The following is a 19,899-nucleotide window of genomic DNA, read 5'->3' as shown; positions in this document are numbered from 1 at the left end:
ATTACCAGCAGTTTAATCTAAACTCGAACACATGGAAGCTTTTGCTCCAATTCCTCCCGAATGGACTGCGACAGCAGTTCACGCTCATCAATTCTGCTGTCCGAAATGCGGTGCTAGCTGCACGGAGGCGCAGGAGGTATGGATTAATCGTCGATCGCCAGTATACACCGAATTCAACCGTCGCAAGTGGCAGGAATTTTATCGCTGTCAGTGCGATGGTGTGTGGTGGGCTTGGAGTAACGATCGCCCTCCTTCGGAGCTTGTGCGTCGCGATGAGAGCACCACTGACGACTCAGATGATTTCTGAAAGTTCAAGTAATAGTAGTTTTCTCTAGGTGGAAATCAAGTGCACAGGAGTAGGGACTTAGGTTTGGTCTAAGTTCCTACCGGAAATCTGTAGTTTACTCAACAGACAAATGGTATCTGGATGAATATATATATTAATTAATACAGTACATCAAGCACTCCCTGGACTACGCCGGCCATCACTCTTTCGATGAGAATTAATTGATGTTCGTCGATGGATTCATCTAAAAGCATTAACTTAATCCGCTGTCTGTGAGCACGAGTCAGTTCCCCATCCGCAAATATTTGAGCGACTATTTCTTCTGTTAAAAATGGGGAATCTTGAGTTTGTATGGTTGACATGGTTGGTCTCTCAAATAATAAATAGTCTGTTTTTAAATTCATCACAAAATCCAGATTTTTATTGGGTTTTGGGGAATCTATCAAAGTTTTTTATAATTCTATGACTTAGGGGGCAGTTTGTCAAGACACTAACTTTATAGAATGGGGAATGGGGAATGGGGAATGGGGAATGGGGAATAGGGAATGGGGAAATTGGAATTTGAGTTTTATGCGGAGGGTGCATTTCAATTTGGTAAGGGCGAAGCATGACCGCAGACAATTTATTAGCAATCGCCAGAGATTTACTGCGGTCATGCTTCGCCCCTAGGAATATATTTGCAAAAATGAGATGCACCCTATGCTGACCGAACTGTTCAATCTAAAATCTAAAATTCCCAATCTAAAATTTCAAATCGAATGACCTATATTCGCTCTGCTATAATTCTGAGTTTAGCGATTTCACTGCTACCCCTAGCAGTGAAATCGCAACCTGTGGTTGCCGCACCTGACGGCACTAATACGGTGGTGAATGCCGAGCAAAATCGCTGGAATATTAGCGGTGGCAAACTTTCGGTCAACGGCACAAATCTGTTTCACAGCTTCAGCCAATTTAATTTAAGCGAAGGTCAAATTGCCAATTTTCTCACCAATCCCAAGATTCAAAATATTTTAGGTAGAATCACTGGTGGTGATGTTTCTTTGATTAATGGTCTCATTTCCGTGAGCGGTGGCAATTCAAATTTATTCCTGATGAATCCCGCAGGTATTATCTTCGGTCAAAATGCTAGATTAAACGTGCCGGGGTCTTTTTTGGCAACCACGGCTACAGGGATTGGTTTTGGCGAGAGTTGGTTTAATAGCACGGGCATCAATGATTACCAATCCTTGGTGGGAAATCCGACTCAATTTAATTTTAATAATTCACAAATTGGTGCCATTGTCAATGCTGGAAACCTGGTAGTTGGCAACGGACAAAGTTTAACTTTGCTCGGAGGCACGGTGATTAATACAGGACAATTATCGGCTCCTGGTGGTCAAATTACGGTGGCGGCTGTGCCGGGAAGCAATGCTGTTCGGATTAGTCAAGCGGGCAATTTATTAAGTTTAGAAATTACTCCGGCTTTGCAGTCAGAAAACAACCCGATCGCCCCGGTAGCTTTGCCACAGTTGCTGACAGGGCCAGGTGTCATGTCAGCCACAGGTTTAACGACTAATGCAAAAGGTGAATTGGTGCTCACAGGTGGCACAACAGTGGGGGTAAATGGCGCAAGTACGATCGTCTCCGGTTCAGTCAATGTGTTTGCGCCTGCGGGCACCAGAGGCGGCAGTGTCAATATTTTAGGCGAAAAAGTAGGCTTGTTCGGTGCGACTATCAATGCTTCCGGCATTGAGGGTGGAGGTGTGGTGCGCGTGGGAGGCAGTTTCCAGGGGCAAGCACCCATACCCAATGCCTTGGTAACATACGTTAGTCCTGACTCTAGCCTCGCACTAAACGCGATCGACCGTGGTAATGGTGGCCTAGCGGTAATTTGGGCCGACAACATCACTCGCTTCTTTGGCAATATTACTGCCCGTGGCGGTAATCTCGGCGGTAACGGTGGAGAAGTGGAAGTTTCCGGCAAAAGTTCTTTGATTTTCCAAGGACAGGTCGATACCCGCGCGCCTAACGGTGCGATCGGCACTTCGAGGCTCGATCCGGCAAATATTACCATCGTCAACGGTAAGGGCGAAACCAGCGCGCCATCCATGGGCGGGGAACTGGACACCGCCACAGAATCGAGTTCAACCACCATCTCCGAAGTGCAGCTAGAACAGATGAGTGCCGGCAGCAATGTGGTTCTAGAGGCAACCAACAATATCATCCTCCAAGACTTGGCGGACAACAGACTGGGACTCCAAGCAAGAACAGGAGACAGCGTGACATTTAATGCAGGTGGAGTGTTTTTTGTCAATGACCCCAAGGATTCGATCGAGACTCAAGGCGGTAACATCAATATTTTTGCTAGCAGCATCTCTGTGGGTGGACTCAATGCTAAGGGCGGCAATATCGCTCTCACCGCTAGCGGCATTGATTTGAGAGGCGATCGCGGTTCCGTCAGCAGTGCGGGGGGGACAATTCGCTTGCAACCCGATGACGATCGAGCAATTCGGATCGGCGGTACGGGTGATATTTTGGGTATTTTGGACTTGACGGCAGGGGATATCGGTGCTTTGGCGGGGGATTTTCGCTCGATCGCCATCGGGCGGGAAAACACCAGTTCGATCGCCATCGTCGGGCCCACCACCATCCTCAGCCCCCTCACCCTTCAAGGAATATCCATCGATATCCAAAACCCCTTGACAGCCATCGGTGGCGCTTCTTTGACTTTCGAGGCGGCTCAAACGGCGATCGGCGCTAACATCGCTACATCCAGCGGTGACATCACTTTCAACAGTCCCGTCACCCTCAGTCGCAACGCCACCATTACCACCACTGCTGGTAATATCACTTTTGCCCAGAGTCTCGACAGTGCGATGGATACAGCCCCTAATTTGGCCTTGCTAGCTGGCGGCAACGTTACTTTTGGCAGCGCGATCGGGCAAACTCAAAGCTTGGGCCTTCTCAGGGCTGATGCTGCTGCGGTGACGGGGAATGGGACAATTACCACGGGAAATTTCCAGGTGAACGCGCGTAATTCTGCTACCCTGCGGGGGAGTACGACAGCTACTTCTGGAGCTGATATCAAGGGGGAAAATGTCCTCTTAGAGGGTAATTTGAGGACGGATGGTGGTGCGGTGAACTTGCAAGCAACTGGTGAGGTTCGGACTGCTAATATTCTGTCTAAGGGTGGGAATATTCGGGTTAAGGGAAATAGTTTGACTGTGGGTGCGATCGATTCGGGGGTGTCTGGGGGCACTGGTGGGGCGATCGTCCTTAAAAGCAATGCGGGTGCTTTAACGGCGGGTGCTTTGAATGCTTCAGGGGCGATCGGCGGCAATATTTCTCTCACCTCGACAGCGGCTATTTCTGCTTTTGATGTCAGCGCCGCCGGCAGTGTGGGAAGTGGCGGCAATGTGTCTCTAAATGCGATCGGTAATATTCAATTGGGTTTCATCAACGCTCAAAGCGGTAACGCAGGGAGTGGTGGCAATGTTGATATCACTACCAAGGGTTTGTTTCGATCGAACAATGTGTTTAATGATATTTCAGGCAATATTTCCAGTATTTCTACTGCCGGAGGTGGGAATCGCGGGGCGATCGTGATTCGACATTCCGGTGGTAGCGATCGACCTTTTGTCGTTGGTAGCGATGGGGAAAATGGCACGCGGGGAAGCATTAATGCTGGGGCGGAAAATGCTATTTTGCCTACTCTTTCTTTTTTGGAAACTTACACTCAGGGAAGTTTTTTAAATCAGATTTCCCTCATCACCAACGGTGCGTCACCGACTCCTATACCCATTCCCCAACCAATCCCCGTTCCAGTTGAACCAATTCCCGAAATAATTACCCAACCTGTTCCTGTCGTAAATCCAGCCCCTATAAATCCGATTACTAAGCCATCTATTCCTCCATCTTTACAAGTAGAATTGCGGCCGCCCACTGGTAAAAATTCTCCAGTGAATTCCACCTATTCCACTTCTTCTAACCGCTCAAATTCTGCCGGGGCTGGAGTTTTAGCCTTTGAGCGAACATTTACGCGGGAATATGAAAAATATTTGGATTTATCTCCGAGAAAGCCGATTACTAATATGTCGGTGATTTACGAAATTCTTCGTAAAAATGAGGCGATTACAGGGGTGAAATCGGCAATTATTTATATGAATTGGGTCAGTAGTGATGACGCCAAAGCTACCAAAGAAAATGGTGGTGTTTTAGTAGCTAGTCAGGATTTATCTAATTTATTACCTGTCACACAAAAGCGGACACCAAAAACAGGTGAAACCGATGGTGACTCCGATCGCTTTTTAGGAGAACAGTTGGGGGAGAGGTTGAACCCAAAAACCAAAGCAGTTGCCGATCTTCCTAAAGGAGAGATTTTGGAGTTAGTGTTAGTAACAGCTAATGCTCAACCCCAGCGGTTTTTAATCCCCAAAGCGACTAGGTGGCAAGTATTGCAATTGGCGGACGCATTTCAAACGGAAATTACTAATCCTCGACGCAGAAATAGTGTTAGTTATTTGGATACTGCTCAAAAACTTTATAACTGGTTAATCGCGCCCTTAGCCTCAGAAATCACAGGTTTAAAGATTGATAATTTGATGATAATTCCCGCTGCTGGGTTGCGAAGTGTTCCCTTTGCAGCCTTGCACGATGGTAAACAATTCTTAGTTGAACAATACAGCCTGAGCGTGATACCGAGTTTGAGTTTGACTGATATTGGTTATGATAATATTGCCGATGATGAAATTTTGGCCATGGGGGCTTCGGTGTTTGAAGATAAAGCCCCATTACCTGCGGTGCCTGTGGAGTTGGAGTCCATCGTGCCACCCGATCGAGGACAATCTTTTTTGAATCAAGATTTTACTCTACGTAATTTGCAATCTCAGCGACAAAATCGACCTTTTGGGATAATTCACTTAGCAACTCACAGCGAATTTTTGCCGGGGGAACCAAAAAATTCTTACATTCAGTTATGGGATACTAAGTTGCGCATCAATCAAATGCGACAGTTGCGGTGGAATGAACCGGCGGTAAATTTGTTAGTTTTGAGCGCCTGTAGTACGGCTTTGGGCGATGAAGAGGCGGAGTTGGGGTTTGCGGGTTTGGCGGTGGCTAGTGGTGCTAAATCGGCGTTGGCGAGTTTGTGGGAAGTCAGCGATGATGGGACTTTGGGGCTGATGACGGAGTTTTATCGACAGTTGCGACTACCCAGAAGTGGGGGTAATTTGATTACGAAAGCCGATGCTTTGCGACGGGCGCAATTGGAGCTGTTGCGGGGGCGGGTACAGATTCAAGATGGGATGTTGCGGGCGATCGCCCATAATGAAGCGATCGCTTTGCCGCCCGACATTGCTATGCGGGGCGATCGACTGCTTTCTCATCCTTATTTTTGGGCTGCTTTTACCCTGATTGGCAACCCTTGGTAATAGAGGGGATTTGATAGGATTAACATATGCTATATCAATCCTTGCAGGAGTCGTAAATAATTTTACCCCACCCCAACCCTCCCCTTAGTAAGGTCCGGGAGTAAGAAATTCACCAATGATTTAGGATTGCTATATATCAATCCTTGCAGGAGTCGTAAATAATTTTACCCCACCCCAACCCTCCCCTTAGTAAGGTCCGGGAGTAAGAAATTCACCAATGATTTTAGGATTGCTATATATCAAGTCGGAGCTCGCAGTCGCAGTATTCTGAGTAGAGTATTGAATTGGTCAGGTAAAGGTGCGATCGCCTCGATTAATTCTCCTGAGATGGGATGTTGCAATTGCAGCCGCCATGCGTGGAGGGCTTGTCCGGTTAAATTCACCCCTATAGAACGGTTAGAACTGTACATCGGATCGCCGATAATCGGATGTTTTATCTCGGCTGTATGGACGCGAATTTGATGGGTGCGACCTGTTTCTAATTGATAGTGAATTAGACTATAGTTACCAATTCTTTCTTTGATTTGCCAGTGAGTAATTGCGGGGCGACCGCCTTTGTCTACGGGTACTACACCCATTTTTTTGCGGTCTGTGGGATGCCGACCGATTGGTAAGTCGATCGTACCTGTTTCGGCGTTAGGAATGCCATAAACTATGCCTAGATATTCGCGGCGGGCGGTTTTGGTTTTGAGTTGGGCTTGCAGGTGTTGGTGGGCAATGTCAGTTTTGGCGATCGCGATCGCCCCTGTGGTATCTTTGTCCAATCTGTGCACAATTCCAGGCCTTTGAACTCCACCGATTGCTGCTAGGGGACAGTGGGCTAGTAGGGCATTTACTAAGGTGCCATCTGGATGTCCGGCGGCGGGATGGACGACTAATCCGGCTGGTTTGTTGATGATAATTAAGCTGTCGTCTTCGTAGAGAATATCGAGGGGAATTGATTCGGGTTGTAAGGAAGTGGGCTGGGTATCGGGGAGGGTAATCTGGATGCGATCGCCCGTTTTTACTGAGATTTTTTTGGATGTGCAAGTTTCGTCATTGACTTTGATGTTCCCCTGTGATATGAGGCTTTGGATGCGCGATCGGGATAAATCTGGAATCTGGTTTGCCAGCCAAATATCTAATCGCGGATTAACATTATTTTGATTAAATTCCCCTGTATTTTCAACTATGTATATTTGTTTGGTATCTATTTCTATCATTTAGTTTCTTTGGTTATGATTGGTAAGTTATTGTATAATTATAACTTAATATATTGTGATTGAGAAGGTTTTAGCTAGATATTTCAAGAGTCCAGATGTTGAAGCGGAGTGGTAATGAAGGAGGTTATTATGTCCTATAATAGAAACATATTTATCGGAGATTACCATGCAAGCATACAAACTTAGAGGTAAAATCGATGCAACTGGCAACTTGGTAGTTGTCGAACCCGTGAATATGCCGCCGGGAGATGTGGAAATCATTGTCTTGCAGCTAGCCGATCCGGTTAAACAAGCTAGCGCGTCAGAAAGTGCGATCGAACTTGAAACACCTAAAAAAAAGTTTAAAACTAACGTGAAGGCATTTCAAGCTTTATTCGATCGAGATGCTGTACCGGAACCGCTCGATTTTGAAGATCCAGACAAACAAGCAAAATGGGAGTATTTAAAGGAAAAACATAACCTATGAAAGTCCTGATAGACACCAATATCATAGTAGATGTTGCGCTCGATCGAGAGCCTTTCTTTGCCGAGAGCGATCGCATTTTAACTTTTGTGGAAGAAGCCCAGATTCAAGGCTATATTTCAGCCTCAACTTTTAGCGATCTTTACTATATCATTCGCAGAGACAAAGGTCGCGATTGGACTCTGGATTTTTTGCGGCAGTTAGCAACATTTTGTCAAGTAGCAACAGTAGATAATACCAATTTAATATGAAGCTACGTCACCGTTTTTAAAAGAAAAGAAATGTTTTTTACGGCTCCATTCGGATGATACATCAGGAAATAGGTATTTTCTGATTTTAAGCTTCAAACCTCTATAAATGCGTGAATATACAAATGATAAATTGATATCAAGGATCTTGTTCGTTTTTCCTCCAATCTTCAAGCTCGCGTCCGTCAATTATCGTTTTTTGAATCACCTAGCACAAATCCATCAATACGGCTTAAACGTCCTCTCCAAGGACTTCCCCATGAGAGCGTGTCATTTTTGCGATGAGTATAAATACTGATGAACCCCACCATGACTTTTTTGCCGATCATCAGTATAATAGGGTATAATTACCATCTCTTCCTACTTGATATATAATCATGAAAAACTTTATTGAAGCTATTGGTGGACTAATAGGAATCCTAGCTTTTGTGAAAGGCATTCTTGAGTTTGTAGATCTCAATAGGATACGTAGATATGAGAAATTTCATGAGATGAGCAAAAGATTCGATGAGAACGAGTCAATCCAGAAAGTCTGTGAGCTTTTGCAAGATAGCTCTAGCAGCATATCAGTCACAAAACAGGAAAAAGAGGTATTTATCTGCTTTTTGGAAGAGGTTTACTTTATGATCAAGTCTGGTATAATGAAAAAGGAAATTGCACTGTACACATTTGGCTATTATGCAAAAGAAGCAATGCACAACCAAAGATTTTGGCACAATCTGGATAGTGGGGAAGAGTATTACATAGTATTCCACAAATTCTGTCGAATGGTATCTATCTTTGAGCCAAGCCAACTCGGAGTCAAGGAAACGCTGAAATACTGAGCCCCATGAAGATGAATTTTTAGGTCACAATGTACTTTAGACGGGTTATCCTTTGATTTAAAATTGAGTATTTCCTAATTTAGAAGATCAAACATCTTCGGAATTTCACACATATCTATACCCCCGTGATAGCAATTTAATATGAAGATGATTCGGCGATTGAAATCGCTTCTACAAAAACAAAGTCCGCCTCCGCGGACTAAGAATGACACATACTTATGTATTTTTCCACTCATCTACTTACAATTATCGCAGTGTCCGCAACGCATTGATTTAGCTTCCTTTGCAAACCCAAAAGCTTGCAGCAAAAATTGCCACCTACATTCCTTGTGTTTCAAATATTTTACCATTTCCTCAGTGACGGTAAAATTGGGTTTTTCGGCTTTTTGCTGTGCAGATTTATTAATAACATAATTAAAAGGATCTTGCCATTTTAATTGTCCGCTACTGTGCAGAATCGAAAGGGCGATCGCACTTTCGGGAAACTCCTGCGAAACCGCATCTACATTACCTTTGACTGGTAGGTTTTTAGCTAGCTGCTGCGCTTCTCGATATTGCGATCGCAATTTATCCTCAAAAAACTCCTTTCTTTGTTTATCTTCGGGGTATAACCAGCCCGTCGGTTCGCTAATTAACGTCAGGGCGATCGCCGATTTGCCGTCCCGTCCGCCTCTACCAATTTCTTGAATGTATTCTGATAATAGCAAAGGTGCTTGAAAATGTACAACCCACCGCACATCTGGCTTGTTAATTCCCATCCCAAATGCTGAGGTACAAACCACGAATTTAAGCTGATTGTTCAGCCAAGCTGTTTCAATTTGTCGCCGTTCTTCTGGACTTAAGCCTGCGTGATATGCTGCTGTTTGATAGCCTGATTCTTCCAGCAAATCTGCCAATTTTTCGCTATCTTTTCTAGTCCGAACATACACTAAACCTGCTTCTTTTGGTCGAGATTTAATAAAAGTTAATAACTGCTGTTTGCGTCCCCTCGGAGTCCAAACTGTTTGGACTTGCAGGTGTAAGTTAGAACGATAGGGACTTAGTATAAATGCTTCCGGTTTTTGCAATTGCAAGACATTTTTGATGATTTTTTGTGCTTCTGGGTTGGCTGTAGCGGTAAAAGCTGCGATCGCAATTTTACTTCCTTCCGGCTTAGTTTTCAACAAAGCCGATCGCACAGTACCCAAACGCCGATAAGCTGGTCGAAATGTATCGCCCCATTGGACTAAACAGTGAGCTTCATCTAATATTAAACCATTTATTTGTATTTGTGGCTGACTGATGATTTCCCAGACAGATTTGCTGAGCAAGGTTTCGGGAGATAGGTACAGCAATCTCCACTTATTTTGTTGCAGAGATTGCATAGTTTGTCGCTGCTGCTGTCTTGGCAATTGACTGTGGATGAGGGCGGCGGGGAGATGGCGATCGCGCAATTCTTGCACTTGATTTTCCATCAGCGCTACCAGCGGCGAAACTACGAGAGTTAAGCCTGTCTGTAACAAAGCTGGCAGTTGAAAACAGATAGATTTTCCACCACCAGTCGGCATAATGATTAGTGTATCTTTTCCGGCTAATAAACTGGTGACAATTTCTGCTTGGGGTGGTCGAAAATCTGCATATCCCCAAATTTTTTGGAAAGTGGCGCGGGCTTGATTTAATAATGTTAATTCTGGATTAATTTTCATGCACTTTATTTGCAACGGATCATGCGATATTTTTAAGAGATCGTACAGGACTTACGCGCTTCGACAAAAGAAACCGGGTTTTTTAGTGAATCTGCGGGTGACAACGAAATATTGTCGCAAAAACCCGGTTTCTGACCACCCGCGCGTAAGTCTTGTCCAAAATCCAAAATCTAAAATCTAAAATTCCCTAAGAATCCTCACCATCTCGGCGTCCGAGTTCGTAAACTGCGCCTCCAATACAGGCGATCGTACCCATAGATACGGCCCAACCTGTACCGAGAGACAATTCTACGCCCCAATTGCAAAGTCCCCCGACAATTAAAAAAGGCACAATACTCAACAGCGAAGCGTAAAAGGCATTTTGAGCTTCTCTACTTTGGCGAGTCTTCTCAAACTCCACTTCCGAGGTATAAAGGGATCTTTCGGCAAAATTCATCCAGCGGTTGAGTTGCAGAATCACCCATGCTGTCAGGGGTGATAGACCCCAATACAGGGCCAAAGACCATAAAGACGCACCGGCGATCGCAGTTGCGTCTATGGCAAAACTAAAGGGAAAAATTTCAGTAAGCATTGCTGGGTGTCAACTGTAAATATGAGATTTTAGAGTTCATCCAAAATCCCCGGACAAGTATAGTGTCAAACAAAGAGTCGATCGAATTCAACCGTAGCAGGAATTCTCCACCAAAATTGTGGTTGCGCCACCCCCGACATTTAGCCGGAAGCCTTGACACTGGTTCTGCATGAAGTAAGATACACGTTGATAAACTGATTCGCCCAGCGGGTAGAGCTCACACGCTATCTGGCAGCGAATTGACAACATAGACACTTGCCCATAAATTCTTACTTTGAGCCGTGAAAAAAATCCTGCAAGACTCTAGAGGCCCGCTGACAGTAAAACGCTTTTTTCGTCTCCGACAGATGCTGCTGCTGGTACTTTCGATCGGCATTGTTTTGATTAGCCCTTATTTACAGCAGCAGTTGGTCAAAGCTCAGTCAGCTTTACCGAGCAAAGTAGCCACAGGTAATTTGTGGCAAGAAGCTTCTTTTCCTGTGGAGAAATTTCAAGACTACACTTCTCCCTTCGGTCCCCGCGGCGGCGATTTTCATTACGGTTTGGACATGGCAGCCCCTGAAGGCAGTTATATTCGCAATTGGTGGGGTGGTCAAATTGCGGAAGTTTGGGAAGACGGTAGGTGTGGTACTGGTATTGTGGTGCGATCGGGCAATTGGGAACATATCTATTGTCACCTCAGAGGCAGAGTAGAAACTGCTAACGGCGGACGTTATTATACCGATCGCGAAGGCTTACAAATTTGGCAAGGTCAAACAGTGCCGGCTGGTGCACGAATTGCGAGAGTCGGGATGACGGGCCGCACTTCTGGCCCTCATCTACACTGGGGACTGAAGTACAGCGGGCGTTGGGTAGATCCGGCTTTGGTGCTCCGGGAAATGTACGCGCAACAGTCTTAAATTAGGAATGAGATAGAGGAGACGGCAGTGCCGTGTCCCTACCCAAAAAATATTGTAGGGACACGGCATTGCCGTCTCCGTATTGCTTATCTCGGTTTAACTGGTTTAACTGGTTCCCAGGCTCTGGCCTGGGAACCAATGTCTAGAGGCTCTGCCTCGTCCTTATCTATCAGGAAAATGGAGGCAGAGCCTCTACTGCGTTACCAGGCCAGAGCCTGGTAACGAGTAAAAAATATTGTAGGGACACGGCATTGCCGTCTCCGTATTGCTTATCTCGGTTTAACTGGTTCCCAGGCTCTGGCCTGGGAACCAATGTCTAGAGGCTCTGCCTCGTCCTTATCTATCAGGAAAATGGAGGCAGAGCCTCTAGATCTGCGTTACCAGGCCAGAGCCTGGTAACGAGTAATTGTAGGGACACGGCATTGCCGTCTCCTCATTTTGGCTTTATCTCGGTGCCAATTGTTTTTTCGCCGATTTGGTGTATCGATCGACAATTTGGCGGAATTCATCACCATCGATGGTTTCTAAATCCAAAAGTGCTTCGACAAGTCGATCGACCAAAGGACGATTTTCGCTGATAATCCGGCGGGCTTCTGCGTAGCAGTCAAAGGCAATCTTCCGAATTTGTTGATCGATTTTGTCGGCAATTTCTTCGGAATATTGCGATCGCGAACCCCATTCCCCGCCCATAAACACCTGATTGCTAGGACTTTCCAAAGCCACAGGCCCCAAATCGGACATTCCATAAAGCGTTACCATCTCTCTGGCGAGATTGCTAACTTTTCGGATATCGCTACCGGCACCGGTGTCGATTTCGTCGTCGCCGTAGATTTCGGCTTCGGCAGCCCGTCCCCCCAAAGCTACTGTAATCCGGTTTAATAGCAGCGATCGACTCCTCAAACCTTCACTATCGACCATTTCATCATCTAGGGTAAAGCTAGTAAAGCCTTCGATGCCACCGGAACGGGGAATGATTGTCACCTTTTCTACCGGGTCAGCATTTTTGAGCATGGTCGCTACTAGGGCGTGTCCGACTTCGTGGTATGCTGTCATCCACTTTTTCTTGCTGTCGAGTAGGGGATTGAGAGTCAGACCGATCGTGATCCGGTCAATCGCATCGTTAATTTCTAAATTAGCGATCGTATCTTTGCGCCGTCTAGCTGTGAGAATTGCCGCTTCGTTGAGCAAATTGGCTAAGTCGGCGCCGGAAAAGCCGGGAGTACGACGGGCGATGTTATCTAAGGTAACTTCTGGGTCGAGTTTTTTGTTGCGCGCGTGAACTTCCAAAATTCCCAAGCGCCCTTTGTAGCTTGGTAAATCTACCGTTACTTGGCGATCGAACCTACCTGGCCGCAACAAGGCAGTATCCAGGACATCCGGGCGGTTGGTAGCGGCAATGATAATCACGCCACTGTTACCCTCAAAGCCGTCCATTTCTGTCAGCAACTGATTGAGAGTTTGTTCCCGTTCGTCGTTGCCGCCACCTATGCCCGCCCCCCGTTGCCTGCCTACGGCATCTATTTCGTCGATGAAGACGATGCAAGGGGAATTTTCTTTAGCTTTGCGGAACAAGTCGCGGACGCGGGAGGCGCCGACACCCACGAACATTTCGACAAATTCGGAACCGGAAATCGAAAAGAAGGGCACCCCTGCTTCCCCGGCGATGGCTTTTGCCAACATGGTTTTACCTGTTCCGGGAGGCCCGATTAACAAAACTCCTCTGGGAATTTTGGCACCGATGGCGTTGAATCGTTCGGGTTTTTTGAGGAATGTGACGACTTCTTGAAGTTCTTCCTTGGCTTCTTCGATGCCTGCTACGTCGTCGAACATCACGCCGGTTTTAGCTTCCATTTGGAAACGGGCTCTGGATTTGCCGAAATTCATGGCATTTCCTTGGGATTGGGTCGATCTACGCAGGATTGCCATCAGCACTGCTAGCACTGCGAAAATTACTAGCAAGTTTATGACTAAACTGACGGCGGCAGTGTTATCTGCGGTTTGTTTGACTTCAAAGTCGATTTTTTTGGCGCGGATTTGCGAGTAAAGTTCCCGGTTGTTGTAGTCGAACAGGGTAACAACTTGGGCTGTATCCGTTGGTTTTTGGTCTTTTAGCTTAACTTTGGCCGTTCTTTGGATTTCATCTATTTCGATTTTGCTGACTTGTCCTTTGTCTATGCTATCGATCAGTTTGCTGTAACTCATGGTGTTTGGCGTGGTATCGGCAAACACCGGTGTCGAGAGCAATATTCCTTGAGAAAGCACCAAACTGCCCAGGATGCGCCAAAGATGCCGTCCAGGAATTGATGTTTTAGGACTCTGCCTCGACTTGTCTTGTTTGGCGGCTAGATGCCCCAGCCATGCGTGTTTCCAAGAATTTTTCATATTGCTTTGCCCAAAGTTGAAGACTACCAAGGTTGAAGACTGCCAAGATTGGCTGCTCTTCGTTTGCTGCGTTTATCTATTTTAACAAGAGGGCGGGGTCCCCATCACTGGTTGTGCAACCTTCTGTTGACAATGAAGCATCCAGCTTGTTAAATTAATCATACTCATAATGAGTACGTTTTATTTAGCTCTTAACCTAATTATGGTAAAAATAGTTGGAATTGGCGGGAGTTTGCGGGCTGGTTCTTACAGCCAGATGGCGCTGGATATAGCAGCACAGCGGGCGCAGGCCCTGGGTGCCGAGGTGGAAGTGTGGGATTTGCGATCGCTCAATCTGCCTTTTTGTACTGGAGAGAATGATTATCATCAATACCCCGATGTGGCAAAAATACAGAATTCGGTTAAGGCGGCCGACGGTTTAATTTTGGCAACACCGGAGTACCACGGCAGCCTCAGCGGTGTATTGAAGAATGCCCTGGATTTAATGAGTTTTGAGCATTTAGATGGAAAAGTGGTAGGTTCGATCGCCGTTTTGGGAGGGCAAGTTAACAGCAATGCGCTGAATGATTTGCGGGTGATTTTGAGATGGGTGCACGCTTGGGTGATTCCTGAACAAATTGCGATCGGACAAGCTTGGAAGGCTTTTAGTCCAGAGGGTAAATTGTTGGATGAAAAGTTGGATGAAAGGTTCGACCAATTTGCTCGCAGCTTAGTAGAAAATACCCAGAAATTGCGCGGAATTCAGTAGTAAAATGCTGGCTTTTGTCAGTGATTAATTGTTATGAGTTAAAATGGCATATCGATCGCCTCTCCGAAGGGATAGGGTTCATCCATCACCATCCTGCCGGGTTTTGACTCATATTTGTCAATCCACTTTTTGGCTAATTCCAAAGCTTCCTCCTCAGTTTTGGCATTTTGGACAGCGACGTGGCGGTTGCCACGGCTATCCCAAACCTCGACGTAGAATACTTTCTGAGACTGAATAATCCAACCTTTATAAGTGTCTGCTGGTTCCATAGTGACGATCCTAAAACAATCGGGTAGGGCGTTCAATTGCTGAGCTAATTCTCAATATTGCCATCGATAAAATGACTTTTCAGGGGGTTTGTATAGTATTTTTGGAAAAAAGGCACTTTTACCCTGAACCTCATGATTGGAATTTTCAAGAAATTCTTGAGTTGGAAAAAACATTTCCAACCTTTGGCGGGGGCGATCGCGATCGCCCTGATCCTATCCCAGATGGCTGTCTTGCCGGCATTGGCGACTGGTGTCTACGAAATGCCGATGTTGTCGGCTGGCGATCGTACTTGGGTATTCGACAAAGGCGATGTACTCAGCCGCAACAGCGAAACCACGATTAGCAACGTGCTCGACAACTTGGAACAACAAACAGGGAAACAAGTCCGGTTTGTCACCATCCACCGCTTAGACTACGGCGAAACTACGGCCACTTTCACCAAACAACTATTTGAACAGTGGTTTCCCGCCACAGATGACCAGACTAATCAAATTTTACTCGTTCTCGACACTGTTACCAACACTGCGGCAATTCGCACGGGGGAAGGGGTGAAATCCCTGCTAACCGATGAAATTGCCCAGAGTGTGGCTGGGGAAACCGTGCAAGTGCCTCTGCGGGAGGGTAACAAATACAATGAGGCATTGACTGATGCCAGTTCGCGCATTGCTACTGTTTTGTCCGGTGAACCCGATCCGGGGGCGCCTGAAGTTGTGGACAACATTCAAGTCGAAGGCACCTTTAAGAAAGCTGAAGAAACAGACCAAGGTAATGCCACAGTTATTGTGGTGGTGTTGTTGGTGTTGGCGACAGTGATTCCGATGGTGACTTATTTCTGGTATCAAGGTTTTTCATGATCGGATACTGCTAAATCTGATCGGTTGCCATTTTGTGAATAAATTATGGCACTGTCGCACTAATCTTGAACGTATTCTCGATCGCTCAATAGGGCCATTTCTGCCCGTACAAATTCCCGTCCCAAATAAGCCGCGTGATCTAACATTGTCACAGGATTGGGGCGGGTTTCTTCGAGGATTTTGACGCAAAGTTCTTTGGCGGTTCTGCCGGTAAAAAGTGTAGACTGAGTGCGTTCTACTTTGCCGCGGGCGGGGATGGGTTTACCGGTTTCGGGATCGACGGCGAGGCCTCTATCGTCGATGATGTTGGTGAAATGTTTTGCACAAATTAGGCTGGTTGTGCGATCGAGATAGATGATGAAGTAGCCGCCTGGATCGAGGTCGATGTGGCGTTTGGATAGGTTGTCATCGATGGCGGTGAGGTTTTCCAAGGTTTGACTCATGGTTGGTGAAAGGAAGTAGATAATGGCTGTAATTTTTCCTGCTATTTCTAGTTTAGTCGGCTGCGGGACAAGTTTGGGAGTTTTTGGGCGATCGGCTTTCTACGCGATATCTGTAGGGACTTACGGTTTGCCCTGTCCGGCGCTGGGTTTTTGTTCTAATTAGTATTATGAACCGCAGAGAGCGCAGAGAGCGCAGAGTGGAAGAACAGAGAGAAACAAAATGTGTTATTATGGGATTGATTAAGATTTTGTATTTAATTATAGATGAAATTTATAGATTTATTTTCGGGGATAGGAGGTTTTCGACAAGGTTTTGAAAAAGCTGGGTTTGAATGTGTTTTTTCCTGCGAAATCAACAGCAAATGTCGGCAAGTGTACGCAGAAAATTTTGGGGAAGTACCTTTTGCGGATATCAGTAACATCAATCCTACAGATTTAGCAGACTTTGATGTTTTAGTCGCGGGGTTTCCCTGTCAACCTTTTAGTATCTGTGGCAAAAAGCTGGGTTTTGAAGATACTAGGGGTACGCTATTTTTCGAGATTTGTAAAATTATCAAAGTAAAACAACCTCAAGTAGTTGTTCTGGAAAATGTCAAGCACTTAATCCATCACGACAAGGGAAATACTTTAAAAGTAATTATTGCCAGTCTGAGAGAGTTGGGGTACAGCGTAAATTATCAAATTCTGAATGCTAAAGACTTTGGCATTGCTCAACATCGCGAAAGAATATTCATTATGGCGACTAAGGGTAAAGAATTCAATTTTTCTCGAATTAAAACCAAGTTTCCTCCTAAACTCAGGGAATTTCTAGATGAGACAGGAGATTTTGAAATATTGGATAAATCGGAGTATACTTTAATTGAATATCCCAGAAAGCAAGATTCAGGACTTTTATTTGTAGGTTACAGAAATAAAGGTACTTGGAAAACTGGCGTGAGGCCAAATACAGAACATTTATCGAGGGTTCACCGACAGCCTAATCGTATTTATTCGGTAGATGGCGTGCATCCGACAATTCCTTCCCAAGAAACATCGGGCAGGTTTTTTATCTATTTTCCCGATCGAGATTTGGTGAGAAAGTTGACTTTGAAGGAATGTTACCGTCTGATGGGTTTTCCTGAAGATTTTAAGAGTTATCCGAGTGCGGGAGAAAGTTACAAGCAAATTGGGAATTCGGTTTGCGTGCCCGTGGTGGAGGCGATCGCCAAAGAAATACTCGATGGTTGAAACCGCCGAGTATTATCAGGGGGTTTTTAACCCGGATTTAACCTGAAAATTTGCTCAGCTATGTTTGCGAAGGTGTCCATACAATTCTCGATCGCTCTGCTAACAAATCAGCCAATCTTTCAGCCCTATCTCGATCATCTTTCACATAAGGTAAACCGACTATCTGAGCATGGGAGTCAGAGTCAGGTATTGCGTCTAAACCTAATTCGCGAATTTGTCCTACTTGGAGACTAGCAACTCCGTAACAATTTTGGAATTTTGCCGCACATTGTTCTGGGGAACAAACACTGGCAATTGTTACCGATAAACCCGGTTCATTGGGGCGAAGTAAATAAGCGGAAAATACAACTAAATTATTTCCTTCGTCAATCCATTGTCGGCGAAGTAAAGCTCTATAGACAATCGCACTTTCAGGTAAAGGCTCGAATTCATAGTTTGTAGTCATAAATATTTATTCATAAAGATGTCATTCGCAGAATAAATAGGATAAGTTTTATCCACGAATAATCAAAATTATAGCACTTCTTTAATAATACATCTGAGTGACTCCTATAAAATTTATCAGTTATACCTTGTTAAACCACTCTAGCCAATGAACTAATGTTGACGCGGAAATGAGATATTCGGATTTATATTCCTGATTCTTTTGATGATAAATGTAAGCTTTTTCCTCGGCATTAGATGGGCAGAATAACCTAACTCTACAATCAGTATTTATATTTTGCCAAGCAAGTCTAATACTGCCTTGGTCATCAGTACCAGTAGAGCATTTAGGAAAACTGTTTCCCATGCTATCATAAGCCTCAACAACCAATTTCATCGCTGTCCTGAAAGCATACTCAGTCGGTCTCAAAATCCCGTACTCATCGTCTTCTTCTAAATCTAAAAGCTCGATCAGACGTTCGATTGTGATGCGAAAATTTGATAAACCGCTATTGCTGATGCTCTTAGTAATCTGTTCGTTTGCTACAGTCATAAGATTAAATCCCTTTTAGCCGATCGCTAATTTGATCCTAACACAGCCTCTCCCAGCCTGACTGACGGGGAAAATCCCAAATCGATTGACTTACCGCAAAACTCCTGTAAAATAGTCATAAAATTTTATACACTAATAAAAATTAGAGGGGTCGCAATTTGAACTTCTCCCGTAAAGATGTATCGGTAAGTACGAACCCACTGTCACTGACAGTGACAGACTTCGATCGAGATGGCAAACCCGACTTAGTTGTACCGAATTTAGGCAGCAATAGCATCTCATTGTTCGCTAATGCTGGCTCTGGAAACTTTGATTTCAAACTGGACAAAAATGTGGGAATCGCACCCACTATAGTTTTAGCAGCCGATTTTATTAATGGAGATAATAGACCAGAACTCTTGGTAGCAAATAGCGGAGATAGTAGCATATCATTACTATTAAATAGCAAATTAGGATTCATTAATTTTCCGACCTTTAGCTTTGGTAATCTGCCTTTTCCTGACGCGGCGATCGCGGCGGATTTTGATGGGGATAGTAAACTAGATTTTGCTGTCGTCAATGGGAAGCAGAATGTGGCCGCTTTGATGCTAAACCGTGGTTTTAGCTTTATTTTGCAGCCAGCCATTCCTGTTGGTACTAATCCTGTGGCGATGACGGCGATTGACTTTAATGTTGATGGTAAAATCGATTTGGCGATCGCCAACGAAGATAGCAATAATGTGACTTTGTTGCTGAATGCTGGTGGTGGTAACTTGACAAAATTGCCAGATATAGTTGTTGGGAATTCACCAAGGGCGATCGCCACTGGTGACTTTAATAACGATGGTTTTCCCGATCTGGCGATCGCAAATACAGCCAGCAACAGCATTTCAGTTTTGTTGAATTCTCAGGGTAGCAGTTTCACCAAACAGCCAGATATTACTGTTGGTAATTCTCCAAGTTCGATCGCCAGTGGTGACTTTAATAACGATGGTTTGGCTGATTTGGCGATCGCCAACCAAGGTAGCAATAACATCTCAGTGCTGCTAAACTCTGATGCTGGTAAGTTTACCAAACAGCCAGAAATTCCAGTAGGATCTCGTCCCTCCTCACTTGCGGCTGCTGACTTCAATGGTGATGGTAAACTCGATCTGGTTGTGGCGAATGAATTGAGCAAAAGCTTGACAGTGCTCATCAATGAGGGTACTCCCACTCCGACGCCAACTCCCACTCCGGTAACAACGCCAACTCCGGTAACAACTCCCACTCCGGCGACAACTCCCACTCCGGTAACAACTCCCACTCCAGTAACAACTCCCACTCCGGTAACAACTCCCACTCCGGTAACAACGCCAACTCCGGTAACAACGCCAACTCCAGTAACAACTCCCACTCCGGTAACAACGCCAACTCCGGTAACAACGCCAACTCCGG

20 protein-coding genes are annotated in these 19,899 nt (G+C 45.3%); 11 read left to right on the top strand and 9 right to left on the bottom strand.

Going from position 1 to position 19,899, the window contains the following annotated elements; translation table 11 throughout:
- Nucleotides 1-31 precede the first annotated feature (31 nt).
- Nucleotides 32-307 (top strand): hypothetical protein, encoded by a 276-nt coding sequence (locus ACBR23_RS18220; RefSeq protein ID WP_371115860.1) that lies wholly within the window; start codon nucleotides 32-34, stop codon nucleotides 305-307.
- A 137-nt stretch (nucleotides 308-444) separates the two neighbouring features.
- Here the strand turns inward: ACBR23_RS18220 and ACBR23_RS18215 are convergent, their stop codons facing one another.
- On the bottom strand, nucleotides 445-648 hold the full coding sequence (locus tag ACBR23_RS18215) for a hypothetical protein (RefSeq protein ID WP_371115861.1): 204 nt from the start codon (nucleotides 646-648) through the stop codon (nucleotides 445-447).
- A gap of 396 nt (nucleotides 649-1,044) precedes the next feature.
- On the opposite strand from ACBR23_RS18215, the gene ACBR23_RS18210 reads away from it, so the two are divergent.
- Nucleotides 1,045-5,694 (top strand): CHAT domain-containing protein, encoded by a 4,650-nt coding sequence (locus ACBR23_RS18210; protein ID WP_371120122.1) that lies wholly within the window; start codon nucleotides 1,045-1,047, stop codon nucleotides 5,692-5,694.
- Nucleotides 5,695-5,933: 239 nt separating this feature from the next.
- Here ACBR23_RS18210 and ACBR23_RS18205 read toward each other — a convergent pair whose 3' ends face one another.
- On the bottom strand, nucleotides 5,934-6,896 hold the full coding sequence (locus ACBR23_RS18205) for an RluA family pseudouridine synthase (protein ID WP_371120123.1): 963 nt from the start codon (nucleotides 6,894-6,896) through the stop codon (nucleotides 5,934-5,936).
- A gap of 166 nt (nucleotides 6,897-7,062) precedes the next feature.
- Here ACBR23_RS18205 and ACBR23_RS18200 point away from each other — a divergent pair, with 166 nt between their 5' ends.
- From ACBR23_RS18200 to ACBR23_RS18190, 3 genes are all read left to right on the top strand, one after another.
- On the top strand, nucleotides 7,063-7,362 hold the full coding sequence (locus tag ACBR23_RS18200) for a hypothetical protein (RefSeq protein WP_371120124.1): 300 nt from the start codon (nucleotides 7,063-7,065) through the stop codon (nucleotides 7,360-7,362).
- On the top strand, nucleotides 7,359-7,610 hold the full coding sequence (locus tag ACBR23_RS18195; RefSeq protein WP_371120125.1) for a type II toxin-antitoxin system VapC family toxin: 252 nt from the start codon (nucleotides 7,359-7,361) through the stop codon (nucleotides 7,608-7,610). Before ACBR23_RS18200 ends, ACBR23_RS18195 begins: the two co-directional genes overlap by 4 nt.
- Nucleotides 7,611-7,984: 374 nt before the next feature.
- On the top strand, nucleotides 7,985-8,431 hold the full coding sequence (locus ACBR23_RS18190) for a hypothetical protein (RefSeq protein WP_371120126.1): 447 nt from the start codon (nucleotides 7,985-7,987) through the stop codon (nucleotides 8,429-8,431).
- 236 nt (nucleotides 8,432-8,667) lie between these two features.
- On the opposite strand, the gene ACBR23_RS18185 is transcribed toward ACBR23_RS18190, so the two are convergent.
- Both ACBR23_RS18185 and ACBR23_RS18180 read right to left on the bottom strand, forming a co-directional pair.
- Nucleotides 8,668-10,116, bottom strand: a complete 1,449-nt coding sequence (locus ACBR23_RS18185; RefSeq protein ID WP_371120127.1) for an ATP-dependent DNA helicase RecQ — start codon at nucleotides 10,114-10,116, stop codon at nucleotides 8,668-8,670.
- A gap of 187 nt (nucleotides 10,117-10,303) precedes the next feature.
- Nucleotides 10,304-10,687 (bottom strand): hypothetical protein, encoded by a 384-nt coding sequence (locus ACBR23_RS18180; RefSeq protein ID WP_341736199.1) that lies wholly within the window; start codon nucleotides 10,685-10,687, stop codon nucleotides 10,304-10,306.
- A gap of 347 nt (nucleotides 10,688-11,034) precedes the next feature.
- On the opposite strand from ACBR23_RS18180, the gene ACBR23_RS18175 reads away from it, so the two are divergent.
- Complete coding sequence (locus ACBR23_RS18175; RefSeq protein WP_341736220.1) at nucleotides 11,035-11,586, top strand: M23 family metallopeptidase; 552 nt, start codon at nucleotides 11,035-11,037, stop codon at nucleotides 11,584-11,586.
- A gap of 444 nt (nucleotides 11,587-12,030) precedes the next feature.
- Here ACBR23_RS18175 and ftsH read toward each other — a convergent pair whose 3' ends face one another.
- The gene (gene ftsH, locus ACBR23_RS18170) at nucleotides 12,031-13,968 is read right to left on the bottom strand and encodes an ATP-dependent zinc metalloprotease FtsH (protein WP_371120128.1); all 1,938 of its coding nucleotides are present in this window, start codon (nucleotides 13,966-13,968) and stop codon (nucleotides 12,031-12,033) included.
- A 202-nt stretch (nucleotides 13,969-14,170) separates the two neighbouring features.
- On the opposite strand from ftsH, the gene ACBR23_RS18165 reads away from it, so the two are divergent.
- Nucleotides 14,171-14,716, top strand: a complete 546-nt coding sequence (locus ACBR23_RS18165; RefSeq protein ID WP_371115887.1) for an NADPH-dependent FMN reductase — start codon at nucleotides 14,171-14,173, stop codon at nucleotides 14,714-14,716.
- A 38-nt stretch (nucleotides 14,717-14,754) separates the two neighbouring features.
- On the opposite strand, the gene ACBR23_RS18160 is transcribed toward ACBR23_RS18165, so the two are convergent.
- The gene (locus ACBR23_RS18160; protein ID WP_340525171.1) at nucleotides 14,755-14,985 is read right to left on the bottom strand and encodes a hypothetical protein; all 231 of its coding nucleotides are present in this window, start codon (nucleotides 14,983-14,985) and stop codon (nucleotides 14,755-14,757) included.
- Nucleotides 14,986-15,117: 132 nt separating this feature from the next.
- Here ACBR23_RS18160 and psb32 point away from each other — a divergent pair, with 132 nt between their 5' ends.
- On the top strand, nucleotides 15,118-15,840 hold the full coding sequence (gene psb32, locus ACBR23_RS18155) for a photosystem II repair protein Psb32 (protein WP_371120129.1): 723 nt from the start codon (nucleotides 15,118-15,120) through the stop codon (nucleotides 15,838-15,840).
- Between the two features lie 59 nt (nucleotides 15,841-15,899).
- Here psb32 and ACBR23_RS18150 read toward each other — a convergent pair whose 3' ends face one another.
- Nucleotides 15,900-16,283, bottom strand: a complete 384-nt coding sequence (locus ACBR23_RS18150) for a DUF4346 domain-containing protein (protein ID WP_340525167.1) — start codon at nucleotides 16,281-16,283, stop codon at nucleotides 15,900-15,902.
- Between the two features lie 22 nt (nucleotides 16,284-16,305).
- Here ACBR23_RS18150 and ACBR23_RS18145 point away from each other — a divergent pair, with 22 nt between their 5' ends.
- Nucleotides 16,306-16,446 carry a hypothetical protein gene (locus tag ACBR23_RS18145; protein WP_341736195.1) on the top strand — a complete coding sequence of 47 codons (141 nt, stop codon included), beginning with the start codon at nucleotides 16,306-16,308 and terminating at the stop codon, nucleotides 16,444-16,446.
- A 101-nt stretch (nucleotides 16,447-16,547) separates the two neighbouring features.
- The gene (gene dcm, locus ACBR23_RS18140; protein ID WP_371120130.1) at nucleotides 16,548-17,510 is read left to right on the top strand and encodes a DNA (cytosine-5-)-methyltransferase; all 963 of its coding nucleotides are present in this window, start codon (nucleotides 16,548-16,550) and stop codon (nucleotides 17,508-17,510) included.
- A 58-nt stretch (nucleotides 17,511-17,568) separates the two neighbouring features.
- On the opposite strand, the gene ACBR23_RS18135 is transcribed toward dcm, so the two are convergent.
- Both ACBR23_RS18135 and ACBR23_RS18130 read right to left on the bottom strand, forming a co-directional pair.
- Nucleotides 17,569-17,955, bottom strand: a complete 387-nt coding sequence (locus ACBR23_RS18135; protein ID WP_371120131.1) for a hypothetical protein — start codon at nucleotides 17,953-17,955, stop codon at nucleotides 17,569-17,571.
- Nucleotides 17,956-18,075: 120 nt separating this feature from the next.
- Entirely contained in the window at nucleotides 18,076-18,486 is a 411-nt protein-coding gene (locus tag ACBR23_RS18130; protein ID WP_371120132.1) for a hypothetical protein, read from the bottom strand.
- A gap of 158 nt (nucleotides 18,487-18,644) precedes the next feature.
- On the opposite strand from ACBR23_RS18130, the gene ACBR23_RS18125 reads away from it, so the two are divergent.
- The coding region (locus tag ACBR23_RS18125) for an FG-GAP repeat domain-containing protein (protein WP_371125666.1) at nucleotides 18,645-19,899 on the top strand (1,255 nt) is incomplete at its 3' end.

It is taken from the genome of Microcoleus sp. (assembly GCF_041354475.1).
GTDB lineage: Bacteria > Cyanobacteriota > Cyanobacteriia > Cyanobacteriales > Microcoleaceae > Microcoleus.
The sequence above is the reverse complement of the archived record's forward strand: the minus strand, read 5'-3'. Positions and strand labels throughout refer to the sequence as shown.

Bases quoted from the DNA above. Each gene is read 5' to 3' on its own strand.
- ACBR23_RS18180 (WP_341736199.1), bottom strand. From the start codon at position 10,687: ATGCTTACTGAAATTTTTCCCTTTAGTTTTGCCATAGACGCAACTGCG.
- ACBR23_RS18150 (WP_340525167.1), bottom strand. From the start codon at position 16,283: ATGAGTCAAACCTTGGAAAACCTCACCGCCATCGATGACAACCTATCC.
- ACBR23_RS18145 (WP_341736195.1), top strand. From the start codon at position 16,306: ATGGCTGTAATTTTTCCTGCTATTTCTAGTTTAGTCGGCTGCGGGACA.
- dcm (WP_371120130.1), top strand. From the start codon at position 16,548: ATGAAATTTATAGATTTATTTTCGGGGATAGGAGGTTTTCGACAAGGT.
- ACBR23_RS18165 (WP_371115887.1), top strand. From the start codon at position 14,171: ATGGTAAAAATAGTTGGAATTGGCGGGAGTTTGCGGGCTGGTTCTTAC.
- ftsH (WP_371120128.1), bottom strand. From the start codon at position 13,968: ATGAAAAATTCTTGGAAACACGCATGGCTGGGGCATCTAGCCGCCAAA.
- ACBR23_RS18220 (WP_371115860.1), top strand. From the start codon at position 32: ATGGAAGCTTTTGCTCCAATTCCTCCCGAATGGACTGCGACAGCAGTT.
- ACBR23_RS18200 (WP_371120124.1), top strand. From the start codon at position 7,063: ATGCAAGCATACAAACTTAGAGGTAAAATCGATGCAACTGGCAACTTG.
- ACBR23_RS18215 (WP_371115861.1), bottom strand. From the start codon at position 648: ATGTCAACCATACAAACTCAAGATTCCCCATTTTTAACAGAAGAAATA.
- ACBR23_RS18190 (WP_371120126.1), top strand. From the start codon at position 7,985: ATGAAAAACTTTATTGAAGCTATTGGTGGACTAATAGGAATCCTAGCT.
- ACBR23_RS18185 (WP_371120127.1), bottom strand. From the start codon at position 10,116: ATGAAAATTAATCCAGAATTAACATTATTAAATCAAGCCCGCGCCACT.
- psb32 (WP_371120129.1), top strand. From the start codon at position 15,118: ATGATTGGAATTTTCAAGAAATTCTTGAGTTGGAAAAAACATTTCCAA.
- ACBR23_RS18195 (WP_371120125.1), top strand. From the start codon at position 7,359: ATGAAAGTCCTGATAGACACCAATATCATAGTAGATGTTGCGCTCGAT.
- ACBR23_RS18175 (WP_341736220.1), top strand. From the start codon at position 11,035: ATGCTGCTGCTGGTACTTTCGATCGGCATTGTTTTGATTAGCCCTTAT.
- ACBR23_RS18135 (WP_371120131.1), bottom strand. From the start codon at position 17,955: ATGACTACAAACTATGAATTCGAGCCTTTACCTGAAAGTGCGATTGTC.
- ACBR23_RS18160 (WP_340525171.1), bottom strand. From the start codon at position 14,985: ATGGAACCAGCAGACACTTATAAAGGTTGGATTATTCAGTCTCAGAAA.
- ACBR23_RS18130 (WP_371120132.1), bottom strand. From the start codon at position 18,486: ATGACTGTAGCAAACGAACAGATTACTAAGAGCATCAGCAATAGCGGT.
- ACBR23_RS18210 (WP_371120122.1), top strand. From the start codon at position 1,045: ATGACCTATATTCGCTCTGCTATAATTCTGAGTTTAGCGATTTCACTG.
- ACBR23_RS18205 (WP_371120123.1), bottom strand. From the start codon at position 6,896: ATGATAGAAATAGATACCAAACAAATATACATAGTTGAAAATACAGGG.